The sequence below is a fragment of the Carboxylicivirga agarovorans genome, assembly GCF_050589845.1.
Taxonomy (GTDB): Bacteria; Bacteroidota; Bacteroidia; order Bacteroidales; family Marinilabiliaceae; genus Carboxylicivirga; species Carboxylicivirga agarovorans.
On the sequence record NZ_JBNGPA010000019.1, the window covers coordinates 1 to 16,559 of the forward strand.

Below are 16,559 nucleotides of genomic sequence, written 5' to 3' on the forward strand. Positions count from 1 at the left end.
TCCTTAATCTTTGATTCGGCACTTTGCTTCTTCTGTTTCATTATTGAACTTTTATTGGTTGATAAATTAAGAATTCATCTCTTAACTTTTATACCAATCTGTCCAAATTAAGCTGAAGACCTACACTTCTACTAACACATTCAAGATACAGATTAAAGAGAGCAGAATATACACATAATGATAATATTACCCCCGCCATTCTATCATTCCTTGAAGCATGTACATCTCATTCATTACCACCAAAGCAAATTTTAAGAATATTAAACCATTATATATCAAAGAGAGCAACACCTGTAGTTGCCAGTGCGCATCATAATGAAGAAAGAAGTAAGTTCTTAAGAGCAGTTGCACTGAAGACATATTTTAATGAACAAGTGCAAATTGAGGATATATTACCAGAAGTTTGGCTAGAAAAAAACAAAAAACACAAAAATGATCAGGAGATAAAAAAAATTGAAAGTGTTATCAATAATCTCTTGCCATGGCATAAACTACATCTTGATTTTATTGTTAATTCTAATTCAAATCAACATTTTTATAGCAAACTTTTAAAACTTCTAGAAGACTCCGGAAAGGACCACTATAGTGTATACTTTCATTACAATCCAATTCCATATGAAGTTTCATCGCTAATTGTCTCCATAATAACTTTTTTTAAGGTAGGAACAAAAGATGAAATCTATCAAATCTGTTCAAAGTTAGATAGTAACAATAAATTTTGGTTCAATGACAGAATACGTCTTCTTCGGGCTGCCAATAGACTTCCTCATTTATTTTTCATAAAACATGAAGTTGAAGCAAAGATCTTTCAATTTATTAAAGATAATAACAATGAAGGCTCCACTGAAATAGCCGACAGGTATCTTTCTTTGGCAAGAGCTATTATAGTTACATCAGTTGATGATGCAAGTGTATATTTCGAAGAGGCAGTAAATATTACTCTAAAGTTTGGAGATGAACTTGTACAACGGTGGGAAGCTATTGCAGCATTAGCAGATCACACATCAAAAGCTGGCAACACTGAAGGACACATAGCTTATGATTTCATTAGAACCGCTGAAGTCGTTGGTGAATATGTCGCACGAGAAAAATACTGGAATAGAAACGAGGCTGTTCAAATCTGTGGGAAGCTTAATCCCAACATAGCAATATCTGCGTTAAGCAGATGGCGAGAAAGAGATATCGGTTGGTTTGATGGACAATTGTTTTATCTAATTATTGACTTAGTTGAGTCAGGTACTATTAGTCCTGAACAAGGATGGACATTTACTCCATTTTTTAAAGATCATGACATAGTTAAGCTAGCGTCAATTTGCATTAATAAATCAAATATCCAATCAACTAAGGATTGTATTCTAAAGGATTCAGTATTCAATTTAGAAAATGAAGGTGCAGAAAATACAAGATGGCGAAAACTGAGAGAATTAGCGGCTCACAACAATCTCTTCAATCAGACATTAATTAAGAATACAGATTTAATTCCAGAATCATCAGAGGAAGAAGAACCAGCACTGTTTATTGAAAACAATAGAACTAATAATAAAAGACATTGGGATGATATATTCAATAACTTGGATCTAACCTGTCCATACCATCTTAAAAAAGCCGTTAAAAGATTTGACGACTCCTACAATGAAGGTAAGCTAAACCTGAGTAATTCTTTTTGGAAAGAAGCAACAATCAGAGTTCCTGAGAATGATATTTATAAGTTTATTGAAAATATTATTAGTAGCGAATCTATTGATTATTACGAGTTAACAAAGTTCTTTTCTGTGCTGCCTACTGAATGGACTAGAAAAGTAAGTTATAAAAGAAAGTTACCTTCTTTATTACTGAAAATTGGGTGTTCATATGCAACAAATCTGGCTAACTCATATTCCCTCAACCGCTTTCTTAAAGAAGCTAAAGTTGATAAGACTAACAAATTAAAACTATTGGAGGGAATAATAAATGGTTTAGCGAATTATGGAGATATTAATGATCCAAATCTTCTGTTTGGTTTTATAGAAACCTCTACAGCATTACTTAATCCTGAGGAATCCTATGAAGTACTTAAATATTCCTTAGAACGAGTTAAACTTCATATAGATGATAGCTTTGGAGATGGAATATGGAATAGATCGTTGTTCGTAGATAATGACCTAGATAAAAATATTGCAGGTTTTATTTGGTCTAGTTTAGGTTCTCCTAGAGCCAATGAGAGGTGGTGTGCAGCTCATTGTGTTAGAAAATTATCCGAGCTAAATTGTTGCCAGATCATCGACTCTTTAATGAATTGGTTAATTAGTGAAGATGCTGGTGCATTTGGATACAAAGAATACCCATTTTACCATTTACATGCTAAGGTATACCTCCTTATAGCATTGGCAAGGATATCTATTACAAAACCAAATATATTAAAGGACTACAAGGATATCATAATTGACTTAGCGCTTAATAAAGAACATTTGCTTATCAATATTTACGCTGCGAAAATAATTATTAATCTTAGCAACTCATTTCCATCCTTAATTAATAATGAAAACTTATTAGAAGTTAAAAAGGTAGGCAAGAGTCAATTTCCAATTGAAGACAGAGAGCATTTTTATAAAACAAAGAGCTATTGGCATAAAAAAGGAGTAGTTAACCAAGAGTTAGAATTTCACTTTTCATGGGATTTTGATCATTACTGGTTTGAGCCTTTGGGTGAAGTATTCGGAATATCAAGTGAACAAGTTCAAGAACTGGCAACTAAAGTTTTATTAACCGAATGGAATATTAAAACAACTGGCGGTTATAATAATGATCCACGGGTCAATCTATGGAATCGATCTACAAGACAAAATGATACATATCATAGTCATGGCGGCTATCCAAAATCTGATAATTTAGATTTCTATTATTCTTACCATTCTATGATGGCAGTTGCTGCTAAGTTACTTAGTAAAATGCCAATTATTCAACGTAATGATTGGTATGAAGATGTGTGGAAGGAATGGCTCAATAGACATATACTTACCAGGTCTGATGATAAGTGGTTGGCAGATGCCAGAGGTGCTGTACCTCTTCAACGACCTGAATGGATAAACCAAAACAATTCTGAATCGTGGAAGTCTGACATTACCGAAGATGACTTTATGCGAATTCTAATTGATAAGAATCAAGAAGAAAATTGGATTAATATTCATGGAGGATGGCATGAGATTGATAACGAACGAACTGAAAATTATTACATTAATACAGCATTAGTTTCACAAGAAACTTCAGATTCATTATTAAATGCTTTAAGTACCTGCAAGGATCCTTATGACTACAAACTTCCATATTATAATGAAGAAAGAGCAGAAGTTGATTTCGGCTCTTTTAAATTAAAAGGATGGATTAAAAATTGTGAAATATCTAAGCGATTAGACGATATGGATCCACATGCTAACGAAATCTATTATCCCCCTTACGACATTAGTGACAATTTGAAGAATATGTATTCATTACACCCATGTGATGAGGGGAAAATTTGGTTTTCGAAGGCATTAGAAAAGACTGTATTAATTTGCGATATATGGAGTAGCTACAAAGCATATAATGAGGATGAACCTCCACAAAAAGGAATAAAATTAAAAGCTTCATTATCTTTCCTTCAAATCCTCTGCAAAAGACTTAATTGTGAAGTAATATTTAAGGTTAGTATTAAACGCGATATTACCTATAAGTACAGAAGTGACAAACATGAATACACAAAACCAACATATAAAATCTTCTTATTATCACCAGATGGATCAATCAGAAATAACAAAGGATATTATCAAATTAGGTAAGCTTCTTGTTAAAGAACTTGGCTTAGACAATAGTGTAGATACACTTTCTAGGTGGATGGCACATTATATTGCAAAAAAAATAAAAGAAGCAGAACAACTGACAGGTTCAGAGAGGTGCGATGTAGAAAAAGAATGCCACGATTTAATTATAAATTTGTGGCAACACAGGTGGCAGCTGCCGCCCAACAGTAGACCATTACGGCATTACGAGGAAGTTTTTGATTTTCTAACGCAATTAAACTACAAAACTCCTAATCCATTTTATTTTAACAAGATTAGTGAATCAGATTCTTCCCTCGTGTTAAATGAATCTACAGATCCAAAAACAACCTCTGAATGGCTACAAGTTGTTAGTAAAATTGATAAGGTAGCAAGGATTCTGATAGAGTACAGTTTAAACCAGGCTATACAAGGAGTTGAATGTGAAAAGGTAGATGAATGGATTAAAAACACTATTGACCCCAAAAACGATCATGATTTGTCTACAATTAAAATATTACTAGACCGGCACCCTAAATTTGATCCTGAAGGTCTCGATGAAAAAATGGCCGAAGAGTTCATTGTGGAAGATTTAAAAAATAAGATATATCAACTTGAACAGTTTAAAAACGTTAATGATAAGATTCTAAGTATACTTCAATCAGAACTTGATAGTCTTAAAGACGAGCAAAAATAGCAGGCTAAAACATTTAATATGAAATCATTAATTCAAGGACAATCAATAAGATTCGACATACATCACCGTGGTAATAATATTGAATCCAAGTGGGGACAAGGGTTACACATGCACAAAACCATGAATAATGACAGGTATAATGGAGCCCAAATTATAGTCTCGCTAGATGACACCATTGATATTGAATTCAGAAAGATTCGTGGTAGGTCAAAACTGATCGAGTCAAACCTTAAGAAAGAGATTTCCAATGCTTTCAAAAAAGATGAAGTTAAAACAGAAAGGTTACTTCATGATATATTTGATACAATCATAAAATACTCTTCTGATTTACCGTTGAAAGAAAAAGTAGAAAATATTAGGAATGGAGCGATCAGAATAGCAAATGGTTTTAACCTAAAAACAAAAGTTAAAGATGCAGTTTTAAAAGCATCAAATAAATACATACGTCAATATCTGTCAGTATTTAAAGATGAAAATAATAACGAATTCTTTATAATTCAAGATATAGATGGTAATTGTATTAAAATTGGTGATGACATTGAAATTTTGAAAAAATAACCATCTATTAAAGCCTTAGACTTACCAAAAGTGGCACAATTTGAACCGAGATTACTGGCACAATAAGGCCGATAATGCTGGCACAAACCGAACCGAAATAGCCAAGGCTCACAAAACCACCGTTCTGAGAGGCGGTTTTACCCTACCCAACATCCAATTGCATTGGTAGTCTCATAAACTGGTTTTAAAAAAGAGTTTCACGGTTTAACCTTGAAAGAAACAGTTATGAAAATCGGTTATACAAGGTTATCTACCAAGAACAGAATTTGGAGATGCAAATTGTGGCGTTGGGAAGAAATGGTTGTACTAAAATCTTTCAGGAAACCTGCAGTGCAGTATAAGAAAGGCCAGAACTAGAAAAGGTGTTAGAACATACTAGAGAAGGTGATGTAGTAGCTGTTTGGAAATTAGATAGGTTGGGACGTTCTTTAAAGCGCCTTATCGATATGGTATCTGGTTTTCGCGACAAGGGAGTTGAATTTATTAGTTTGAATGATAGTATTGACACTACTACTGAATAAGGTCGTTTGACCTTTAATATTTTTGCAAGTTTTGCAGAGTTCGAAAGGGAGTTGATTCATGAACGAACACTTGCTGGTCATGAGGCTGCCAGATTAAGAGGACGAATTGGTGGTAGAAGGAAAGGCTTAACTCTTGAGGCGAAGAAAACGGCTTATACTTATTACCAGCTTTGGCAAGATAAATCCAGAACCATCCATGATATTCTTCAAAGCGTAAATATAAGTCGAGCAACTTTTTACTGGTATATTGCTTTGGTGAAAATGGAGAAGAATGACGCAAGCATAATGGAAATATCTAGTTATTATTATAGTTTCAACAAGTCAGGTTATCTTTAATTCAATGTAATGATATTGCACTTACTTTTCGGAATGTTTGACAGTTAATGTGGTCATAATGACATTGATATAGTGGTGTCAACTGTCATTATGACTCTTGAGTAAATACTGCTTTTTATATCACAAAATCTATTTATTTGAAAATCAATAAAAAATAAATCTTAATGGATAACGCCCTCGAAATTGGCATTTAGTTTGAAAAAGTCTTAATGAGATTACTAAAATTTGTTGAACTAATTTTTTGGAGGATAAAGTTATGACACTTGCAAAATTATCAAACAACTGGTTTCCATCAGCCCCTTCAATCTTCGATAGATTTTTTGATGGAGAATTGATGGATTGGAATAGAACTAACTATTCTAGTACTGACACTACCTTGCCAGCAGTTAATGTTAAAGAAAATGACAATGAATTTTTAATCGATGTTGCTGCACCAGGTTTAACCAAAGAAGATTTCAAAGTAAACTATGACAATGGGCGCCTGACTATTTCGTCTGAAAAGAAAAATCGTCTTGAGGAAAAAGATGGTGAGAAAATCACAAGACGTGAGTTTAGTTACCAGTCTTTCCAACGTTCATTTACTGTTTCAGAGAATGTAGTTGATGCAGAAAAAATTGGAGCTAATTACGAGAATGGCATCCTTCACATTACACTTCCTAAGCGTGAAGAAGTTAAGCCTAAACCTGCAAAACAAATTGAGATAATGTAATTCATAAAGGGCAGGCAAATGTCTGCCCTGTTTTCAAATTAATAATGAATCTTGTTGTGAAACGGATAGTATAATTGCTATTTCTTCTGGTAATGATATTTGCCGGATGTGATAAATTAGGAGACTTTGTAACTGACTCCAAGGAAAAGGTTGAATCAATTTAAAACAAGATTGAAATTCAAACTGCAGATTCGACTTTAATAAATCAGACAGATAAAAATATCAAATCCACTGAAGTACATAATTTTCAGTTTTTGGAGATATTTTAATGATACAGTTTTCAATATTCATTATATAGCCATCAAATAAAAACTTGATAAATAGCTTTATTCTGTACATTTGTTACATGATAAAGAAACTGGATTTAGAGGATTTAAGCCAACTTATAATTGGAGCGTCTGTATTATCAGTACCAATTGCTTTTGCTGAAGAAGCATGGAATATGAGCAGAACTTTACCAACATTTAACCTGATTGTAATTGTCCTGTTAAGTCTATGTTTTATCAGTATTTATGCATATCGAGGAATTTATCAGGGGCAGATAAAAAATAGAATACCGACTTATATCTTTAGAGTACTTTTTGATTATTTAATTACTTTTTGTGTTGTAATAGTGGTTCTGTTTGCGCTTAACAAATTACCTATACTTTCAGATTTTGATATAGCTTTAAAACGGGTAATTATTATTTCATTTCCGGCATCTATGGGTGCTATTGTCGTCGATAGCTTTGATAAGGAATAAAATAATTGCATTATTAAAAGTAAACGATTATAAGATTAGTAATACTATTCCAGGAAAGGAAATAGCCTGGTGTCCTTATAGTTACTATATCTATTTACCTTTACCATAGAGAATCTCTCGTTTGCTGGTTGTCGAAGTATTAACTCATCAATTAAGACCTTTAATCCCGATAAAGTCGTAATTGCTACGCTAAGCTTCATAATTAACTTATTCTCAGAACCAATAGTATTATCTTTCAAATTAAGTGCAATTGCTTCCTATAATAACATTGTATCAAAAATCAATAGTCTCCTTTTTATTGGTTTTGATAACATTTTCCGCTTCCTGGTTGTTACCATTTTCGTTTTTATGTGTCATAAGAGTAATATGTTTCCGATTCTTTGTAACTTATCAGAACAATTAAATGTTGACAAAATATGGAGATAAATTACCCCTATGTAAAGATAATTGTTGCTATTGTATGTGCCTTTATAATCAACTTAATAGTTAGGAAACTGATAAAATTTTTCATGACCAAATTTGCTAAGAAAGTTTCCGCAGATGCAACATCATTTTCGTTCTTAAAAAACTCTGCTGGTTTTATCATTTTCACAGCTGTTGCCATATATGTTATTCAACAAATACCTGGATTAAACAATATCAAGACAGCACTATTTGCCAGTGCAGGAATTTTTGCTGCCATTATTGGTTTTGCTGCCCAAAAAGCATTTGCCAATATAATTGGTGGTATTTTCATTTTAATCTTTCGCCCGTTTAGGGTAGGTGATGTTATTTACATAGGCGTTCAATATAAGGGCATTGTTGAGGAGATTACCCTGCGTCATATAATTATTCGTGATTATGAGAATCGACGTATAATCATACCTAATGGTATTATTAGTGATGAGACGATTGTAAACAGTTCAATATCTGATGCAAAGATTAAAAAACATATCGAGTTTAATATCGACTTTAATTCTGATATTGATAAGGCTATAAGTATAATCAGAGAAGAAGCCGAGAAGCACCCATTGACTCTGGATAATCGATCTGATGAACAGATAGAAAAGGGTTCTCCAAAAGTTCTGGTTCGCGCCATTGCAATTCTTGAATTTTCTGTAAAAATTAGAGCATATGTTTGGGCACAAAATAATGATGATGCATTTATTATTTCATGTGACCTAATTCAGATTATCATGTCTAGATTTAAGGAAGAAGACATTGTAATACCTTATCCATACAGAAATGTGGTGATTAATAAATAAATGGATATCTATAATGGAAGAAATAAAAAGTACACTTGATTTTGATTTAATTAGTTTCGGGGATTATCACATAAAGGTTTATAGTGTCATTTTAATCGTTGTAGTTGCCATTTTAATTAAACTAGTATTGTGGTTACTAAAGAAGGCACTTATTCAACAACGTTTATTTAAAAAACTAGATGATGGGACAGCGTATGCTTTGCTGCAGATAATTAAATATATAATCTGGACTTTTGCAGTTGCTTTCTTCTTAGAAACACTTGGGGTGAAAGTAACCATTCTGATAGCAGGTTCAGCAGCTCTGCTGGTCGGAGTAGGCTTAGGTTTGCAACAAACATTTAACGATATTATTTCGGGTATTATTCTTTTGTCTGAACGATCCATCAAATTAGGCGATATCCTTCAAATTGATGGAGATGTAGTCAAGGTGCAGGAAATTGGTTTGCGGACATCAAAAGGGCTTAACAGAGATGATATAACTGTAATCATCCCCAATTCACTTATTACGACCAATAAAGTGATAAACTGGAGCCATCAATCAAAGAATACCCGTTTCAGAATTAATGTGGGTGTTAGTTATGGCAGTGATATACATGTCGTTTGCGACACACTGGAGAAGAGTGTTTTTGAACATCCTGATATTCATCACAAACATTTGATTGAAGCACGTTTGCTTGATTTTGGCTCATCGTCTTTAGATTTTCAAGTGTTGTTTTACTCTGAAAATATTTTTGAAATAGAAAAAGTAAAAAGTGATATCCGTAAGATTATTTATCGCCGATTGGCAGAAAACCATATAATAATACCTTTTCCTCAACTGGATCTTCATGTTAAATCAAATCAACACAATGATTCTATAGACCAACTAAGATGAAAATTGCAATTATTTACAACAAAGACCTGACTGGCGTTATTAATACGCTGGGTATGCAGAATAAAGAGTTTTATTCAGAGGCTAATGTTAAAAGAGTAGCAGAAAGCCTTGAGAAAGCAGGGCATAATGTGCATATCCTTGATGGTAATATGTACATTATTGAACGATTGCAACATTTTATGCCAAGGGTAATTGATGGCGAACAAATGGGCATGGTTTTCAATATGGCTTATGGTATTCAGGGAGAAAGTCGTTATACACATATTCCATCAATGCTTGAGATGTTAGGTATTCCTTATGTTGGTTCTACGCCAGCTGGTCATGCTCTTGCTTTAGATAAAGTAATGACAAAGATTGTTTGGCAGAACCATCAGTTGCCAACGCCAGATTTTTGGGTGTTCAATAGCGCTGAAGATGATTTGTCAACAGTTCATTATCCTGTTATTGTTAAACCCAAAATGGAGAGTGTGTCCTTTGGTTTAAAGGTAGTTTACAACCAGGAAGATTTAAGAGAAGCTGTCAATTTTATTGTATCTGAGTTTCAACAACAAGCTTTGGTCGAACAATTCATCAGAGGAAGGGAATTTTGCGTAGGACTGTTGGGAAATAACCCGGTAGAGGCTTTTCCTGTCCTCGAAATCGACCTTGAAGGCGATCCGGATGCTATTCAAACAGTTAGTGATAAAAAGGAAAAACCGCGCCAGAAAGTATGCCCGGCCAATATTTCACCAGAGTTAACTGAAAAGATGCAGAAGTTCAGTATCGATGCTTTTAAGGCACTTGGTCTTAGAGATTTTGCAAGGGTTGATATACGGCTGGATGAGAATGATAATATTTACCTGTTGGAGATCAATTCGATGGCAAGTCTTGGCGTTTCAGGCTCTTATCCACATGCAGCTAAGGTGGCTGGTTATGACTATCAAAAGTTAGTTAATCGAATGCTGGATGTGGCTGCCATTAGGTATTTTGGAGCTTTGCAACCTATTGAAGGAAATGCTGATTCGAAAAAACTGCCCTTACACAGTAGATTGCGTACTTTTATAAGAAGCCGCAATGACCAGGCAGAAGCCTTATTGGAAAAATTGGTTAACATTAATACGCATGTACGAAATGTGAGTGGTATTAACCAGGCCACTAACTTAATTAAAACCGAACTGGCATCACTTGGATTTACGCAGGAGGTATTGCCTAACCTGGAAGTAGGTAACGTCACTTATTTTTCAAATTCATATGATGAAAAACTGGATTGGTTGTTGGTATTATCGATTGATGATCAGCAGAAGCTTGACGACCAGGAATCATATTATGCAACAGAACACAAGCTTTATGGAACTGGGATCTGGGAAAATAAAGGGGGAATTGTTACAACTATTCTGGCCCTGCAAGCTCTTCGTTTTAGTCGTTTAATAAAAAAACTGAAAATTGGTATAATAGTAGTGCCTGACACAACGATTGGTGGTAAATTCTCGAAAGAGATATTAAATACAAAAGCTGAATTGGCAAGTCATATTTTAGCTCTCCATGGTGGTAATGAAGAAGGCAGTGTTATTACCAGTCGCTCAGGATCTGCGAATTATACCTATGACATTAAACTGGTGAAGAATACTCCTGATAATGTGCCGATGGTTTCTTCATTGTTTTATAAGACTTTGGCTTCTATTGTTGACATTTCCAAAAACAATCCGGATGTGGTTTTAGCACCTTATAATACAAGCTTTAAGACTAATATTTTTAAAGGATTTGCAAGTGGCTCTTCTAAAATTAGTGTTCGATTTAATAATAAAGAAGAATACGATACAATTGATAAAAAAGTGAATAAGTTTGTTGCCCTGTCAAAACAACAGTCTAAGCTGATTAATTGCCAGCTGCACGGCGGTATCTCTCGTTTGCCAATGCCTGAATCAGAGGAGAGTCAACACGTCTATGAGCTCATTAAAAAATTATCTAAACTGACTGATATAAGCCTGACAAAAGAACATCGATGGAGTTCATCAAACATATGTAATATTGTTAAAAAATGTGCCAAGGTTGATGGCTTAGGACCAATGGGTGGTTACGACAATAAATGGGCCGAGTTTATATATAGAAGTAGTGTAACCGACCGGGCTTTGTTGCTTGCGTTATTACTGAATGAAAAAATGTAGAATGCTGAACTAACTGGTTTCCTAAATACCGAAGAGGGATATTAGGAAACCAGTCAATACTAAAATAAATAAAAGCAAAGTACTAATAGCAATCTTAAAATTATACTAATATGCCACTTCATGCAATGGAGCACGATCCTGAATACATTAATCTTCAATCCGAGATGATTAAGTTACAAAAGTGGATTACAACTAACAGAAAAAGGGTTCTTGTTATTTTTGAAGGACGTGATGCTGCCGGAAAAGGTGGTGCTATTATGCGTTTTATCCGCTTTATTAATCCCAGACATTATCGGATAGTAGCTTTGGGTAAACCAACTGAAGTTGAAGAAGGGCAATGGTATTTTCAGCGCTATATAGAAAAATTACCCAATCCCGGTGAAATCGTATTTTTTGACAGGAGCTGGTACAACAGAGCTGTTGTGGAACCTGTAATGGGGTTTTGCAGTCAGGCACAATATCATACATTTATAGAACAAGTTGTGATGCTTGAAAAAATGCTTGTCGAAGATGGTATTACAATTATTAAGTATTGGTTTAGTATTGATGAACAAGAGCAAAAAAGACGTTTGGAAGAGCGTAAGGTTAATCCTTTGATTCAATGGAAGCTGAGTACGGTTGATATGCAGGCGCAATTAAAATGGCATGATTATACCCATTACAAAACGAAGATGTTTGAAAAGACATCATCTAACTTTGCTCCATGGGTCATTATTAAAGGCAATAAAAAGAAACTCGCCCGTAAAGAGGCCATGCGTTATTTGCTTAATCTTTTGCCTTACGATGAAAAAGGTTTAACCAGGGAAAATTTAATTCCGGATCAAGATATTATTAAGGTCTATGAGTAGGTAGCCTATTGTACTGTCAGTCTTTCTTTAGGTTAAGTTCCAATGGGTTGATTTTTTCTCCCCAGTATACGGTAGTATGTGGGAAAGGTATCTCAATATTGTTTTTATCAAATGCTATTTTAAGACGTTTACGGTACTCACGGCCAATATGCCACTGCATAATCGGTTTCGTTTTTAGACGGGCTTTAATAATCAAAGCACTGTCAGCAAACTGATCAAGACCAAGTATTTCAATAGGTTCAATTATATGTGTTTTAAACTCATCATCATCCTGTAATTCTCTGCCAGTTTCACGCATAATATTCATTACCATAGTAACATCTTCCTTATATGCCACTCCTATATCAAATACCATGGCCGACCATTCTTTGGTCATGTTTGATAAGGTGTTGATTTTTCCATTTTGGAAAACATGAACCACACCAGAGAAATCGCGCAAAGTAATGGTACGCAATTCAATTTTCTCAACCAGTCCGCCGGTTCCATTAATAACTCCTACATCTCCGGTTCTAATTTGATTTTCGAGTAAAATAAAGAAGCCCGAAATGACATCTCGCACCAGTTCCTGAGCTCCAAAACCAACAGCCAGACCAATGATGCCTGCACTGGCAAGGATAGGCGCTATGTTAATACCTATTTTTTGAAGTATCAACATCACAACGATGGTGATAAGAATAATTTTAACAGTACCGTATAGAATTCCTGTTAAGGTATTGATGCGTTTTTCTGCTTCTTGTGTGTCCGTTAGTTTGCTTTTTTCCGCACGTCTAATCAGCGTCTTTTTTAGGCGGTTTATTGTCAGCTTCAAGACTTTTAAAGCAAGTACAACTATGATTAACAATAAGATGATGATTGGTAATTCCGATATTAGCCAATTCTGAAATTGAAGCATTTGATCGGTTAGTAATTGTTTGTCAATAAAATTCATAATGGCATCCTGTTTTTTATAAACACTATTTATAGTCTTCAGGTAAGTTATTAATACTATAGCAATGTTTACTGAAAAAGGTTTAATGCTAATGTTTTAGATATGTGTTGTTAAAAATAAATCCCTTTTGAAGAATATTCTTTTCACAACCTGTTACCTAATCACATTTCCGAGTCTAAAGAGAAAGTTTTAAGCAAAATATTCTCAGTAGATAAAAAATGAATAAAGAGATACGTAACATACAATTAAGTTACCTAAACATCGACGATTATTCTGAATTAAAGCAGGTAATGATTAGCTCTTATCATGCCTTAGACAACGCCTATTGGTCATCAGATAAAATAGCAAAGTTGATTGAAATATTTCCCGAAGGACAGGTAGTGATTAAGGTTGATAACGAAATTGCAGGGTGTGCTTTATCAATAATAGTGAGTTCATCGGAGTTAGATGATTATCATACATATACGGATATAACAAGTAATTATACCTTTGATACACATTCAAATAATGGTGACACGTTATATGGCATTGATGTGTTTGTTAAACCTGACTTTAGAGGTTTGCGACTTGGAAGGCGCTTGTATGATTACCGAAAGGAGTTGTGTGAAAAGCTTAACTTGAAAGGTATTTTGTTTGGAGGCAGAATTCCCAATTATCATAAATACTCTGATACAATAACAGCTAAAGAGTATATAGAAGGAGTTAGAACAAAGGAAATTCACGATCCTGTTCTAAATTTTCAATTATCAAACGATTTTCACCCAATTCGATTATTAAAAAATTATTTAAAAGGTGATGTTGAATCAGAAGAATATGCTGTGTTACTGCGTTGGGATAATGTATTTTACGAAAAGCCACAAAAGAAAGCGTCAATTCAGAAAAAGATAATTCGGGCGGGTTTAGTTCAATGGCAAATGCGACCTTATAAGAGCATTGAGGAGCTACTTCAGCAAGCAGAGTATTTTGTAGACGCCTTAAGCGGCTATAAAAGCGATTTTGCCTTGTTTCCCGAATTTTTTAATGCACCTCTAATGGCAGCTTTTAATCATTTGAGCGAAGCCGATGCTATAAGAGAGTTAGCTAAATACACCAAGCGTGTAACGCAGGCAATGTCACAGCTGGCTATTAGTTATAACATCAATATCATCACAGGCAGTATGCCTGAGATGGTGGACAGTATGCTGTATAATGTGGGTTATTTGTGTAAACGTGATGGCGGTATTGAGCGTTTCGAAAAATTACATGTAACACCCGATGAAAAAAAAGTATGGGCGCTTCAGGGAGGAAGTGGAATTAAGACTTTTGATACCGATTGTGGAAAGGTCGGGATTCTAATTTGTTACGACATTGAATTTCCCGAGTTATCAAGGCTACTGGCCGATGAAGGAATGGAAATATTATTCGTACCGTTCTTAACCGATACGCAAAACGGGTATTCAAGAGTTCGTAATTGCGCGCAAGCTCGTGCCATTGAAAACGAATGTTATGTGGTGATTGCTGGTAGCGTAGGGAATTTACCAAATGTTCACAATATGGATGTTCAATATGCACAATCAATGGTATTTACCCCTTGTGATTTTCAGTTTCCTACTAATGGTGTGAAAGCCGAGGCAACACCAAATACCGAGATGATATTAATTGCTGATTTGGATTTGGACTTACTGAGAGATATTCACCGTTATGGCAGTGTCACAAATTTAAATGACCGGAGAAAAGACATCTACAAGTTATCAAAAACAACTATTTAAGAAAGGTTATAACTAAAATGAAGAATACCTATTTCGAATTAATCGAGCAGAGCTACTACTTTCCTCAGGAAGGATTTGACTTAAGAGATAATTCTTTGACTTTTCATGGTGTGTCGTTGAAACACTTAATCGAAAAGTATGGAACGCCTTTTAAACTGATTTATCTGCCAAAAATTGGCGACCAGATTAAAAAAGCCCGTAATCTTTTCAATCGTGCCATTAAAAATCAGGGCTATACAGGTAAATATGAATATTGTTACTGTACAAAGTGTAACCATTTTTATCACGTAATTAATGAGGCATTGAAGCACGATGTCAATCTGGAAACCTCCTCTGCTTACGATATTGATTTAATTCGTCATCTGGCATATTTAAATAAGCTCGATAAAAATCGTAAGATTATTCATAATGGGTACAAAACACAAGAGTATCTGGCTAAAATTGTAGCATTGCAAGCTGATGGTTTTCACAATTCCATATTAATACTGGATAGCATCACCGAGTTAGAGCGGTTGAAAAAGCTAAAACTAAAAACAAAGATTAAGGTGGGTATTCGTATGGCCATTAATGAGGAGATGCAATCGGCTTATTATACTTCTAGGCTGGGCATACCACACAATGAACTATTGGACTTCTTTAAGAAAAGCATCAAAAACAATCCAAATATCGAATTGAAGATGCTGCACTTTTTTGTCGATTCGGGCATTAAAGACACACTGTATTACTGGGGGCAATTTCAGAATGCGCTAAGCCTGTACGTTGAGCTCAAAAAAGAATGTGAATCTTTAGATACGTTCAATCTAGGAGGTGGCTTCCCTATACGTAATCATTTGGGTTTCGAATACAATTACGAGTATATGATAAACGAAATCATAAAAAACATCAAGGAAGCTTGTACAAAAGAGAGTATTCCTGAACCTGATATTTATACTGAGTTTGGCAAATATACAGTGGGTGAAGCTGGTGCCATCATTTTTGAGGTGTTAGAGCAGAAAAAGCAGAACGATTCTGAAACATGGTACATCATCAATAATAGCCTGATGAATACCATACCAGATGCCTGGTCTATACATGAAAAGTTTATTCTGCTGCCCATTAACAAATGGAGTAATCAGTATCAACGTATAAATATTGGTGGTATAAGTTGTGACCATTCCGATTATTATAACTCAGAAGATTTAAACCAGGAGATTCTCTTGCCTCAGTATGGTGACAAAGACAAAGAACCACTGTACCTGGGTTTTTTCCACACGGGAGCTTACCAGGACTCAATCAGTGGCTATGGCGGTATTAAGCATTGCCTGATACCATCTCCGAAGCATGTAATTATTGACCGTGACGACAAAGGTAATTACAAACATTATGTGTATCGCGAGGAGCAGTCTGCCCAGGAGATGTTCAAAATACTAGGTTATCAGGCCCCTGCACAAGTTTAAT

At 34.7% G+C, this 16,559-nt stretch carries 12 protein-coding genes and 1 pseudogene; 12 read left to right on the forward strand and 1 reads right to left on the reverse strand.

Features of this window, described 5'->3' with window-relative positions; all coding sequences use genetic code 11:
- The first annotated feature begins 374 nt into the window (after positions 1–374).
- The 10 genes and pseudogenes from ACRD69_RS16880 (at position 375) to ppk2 (ending at position 12,446) form a co-directional block, all read left to right on the forward strand.
- Positions 375–3,794 (forward strand): hypothetical protein, encoded by a 3,420-nt coding sequence (locus tag ACRD69_RS16880; RefSeq protein WP_430816296.1) that lies wholly within the window; start codon positions 375–377, stop codon positions 3,792–3,794.
- On the forward strand, positions 3,751–4,470 hold the full coding sequence (locus ACRD69_RS16885; protein ID WP_430816297.1) for a hypothetical protein: 720 nt from the start codon (positions 3,751–3,753) through the stop codon (positions 4,468–4,470). Before ACRD69_RS16880 ends, ACRD69_RS16885 begins: the two co-directional genes overlap by 44 nt.
- Before the next feature lie 18 nt (positions 4,471–4,488).
- A complete protein-coding gene (locus tag ACRD69_RS16890) occupies positions 4,489–5,028 on the forward strand; it encodes a hypothetical protein (RefSeq protein ID WP_430816298.1) in 540 nt (179 codons plus the stop codon).
- 353 nt (positions 5,029–5,381) lie between these two features.
- Positions 5,382–5,885, forward strand: a pseudogene (locus ACRD69_RS16895) (recombinase family protein); the annotation flags it as partial.
- A gap of 241 nt (positions 5,886–6,126) precedes the next feature.
- Positions 6,127–6,594, forward strand: coding sequence for an Hsp20/alpha crystallin family protein (locus tag ACRD69_RS16900; RefSeq protein WP_430816299.1), 468 nt, complete (start codon positions 6,127–6,129; stop codon positions 6,592–6,594).
- Positions 6,595–6,940: 346 nt separating this feature from the next.
- The gene (locus tag ACRD69_RS16905; protein ID WP_430816300.1) at positions 6,941–7,336 is read left to right on the forward strand and encodes a DUF2391 family protein; all 396 of its coding nucleotides are present in this window, start codon (positions 6,941–6,943) and stop codon (positions 7,334–7,336) included.
- Positions 7,337–7,845: 509 nt separating this feature from the next.
- Entirely contained in the window at positions 7,846–8,580 is a 735-nt protein-coding gene (locus tag ACRD69_RS16910) for a mechanosensitive ion channel family protein (protein WP_430816301.1), read from the forward strand.
- 13 nt (positions 8,581–8,593) lie between these two features.
- Positions 8,594–9,454, forward strand: coding sequence for a mechanosensitive ion channel family protein (locus tag ACRD69_RS16915; RefSeq protein ID WP_430816302.1), 861 nt, complete (start codon positions 8,594–8,596; stop codon positions 9,452–9,454).
- Positions 9,451–11,598 carry an ATP-grasp domain-containing protein gene (locus ACRD69_RS16920; RefSeq protein WP_430816303.1) on the forward strand — a complete coding sequence of 716 codons (2,148 nt, stop codon included), beginning with the start codon at positions 9,451–9,453 and terminating at the stop codon, positions 11,596–11,598. Before ACRD69_RS16915 ends, ACRD69_RS16920 begins: the two co-directional genes overlap by 4 nt.
- A 110-nt stretch (positions 11,599–11,708) precedes the next feature.
- The gene (gene ppk2 / locus ACRD69_RS16925) at positions 11,709–12,446 is read left to right on the forward strand and encodes a polyphosphate kinase 2 (RefSeq protein ID WP_430816304.1); all 738 of its coding nucleotides are present in this window, start codon (positions 11,709–11,711) and stop codon (positions 12,444–12,446) included.
- A 16-nt stretch (positions 12,447–12,462) separates the two neighbouring features.
- Here the strand turns inward: ppk2 and ACRD69_RS16930 are convergent, their stop codons facing one another.
- Complete coding sequence (locus ACRD69_RS16930) at positions 12,463–13,374, reverse strand: mechanosensitive ion channel family protein (protein WP_430816305.1); 912 nt, start codon at positions 13,372–13,374, stop codon at positions 12,463–12,465.
- A gap of 218 nt (positions 13,375–13,592) precedes the next feature.
- On the opposite strand from ACRD69_RS16930, the gene ACRD69_RS16935 reads away from it, so the two are divergent.
- Together ACRD69_RS16935 and ACRD69_RS16940 are read left to right on the forward strand one after the other, a co-directional pair.
- Entirely contained in the window at positions 13,593–15,122 is a 1,530-nt protein-coding gene (locus ACRD69_RS16935) for a carbon-nitrogen hydrolase family protein (RefSeq protein WP_430816306.1), read from the forward strand.
- 17 nt (positions 15,123–15,139) lie between these two features.
- Entirely contained in the window at positions 15,140–16,558 is a 1,419-nt protein-coding gene (locus ACRD69_RS16940; RefSeq protein WP_430816307.1) for a type III PLP-dependent enzyme domain-containing protein, read from the forward strand.
- The last annotated feature ends 1 nt before the right edge of the window (position 16,559 follow it).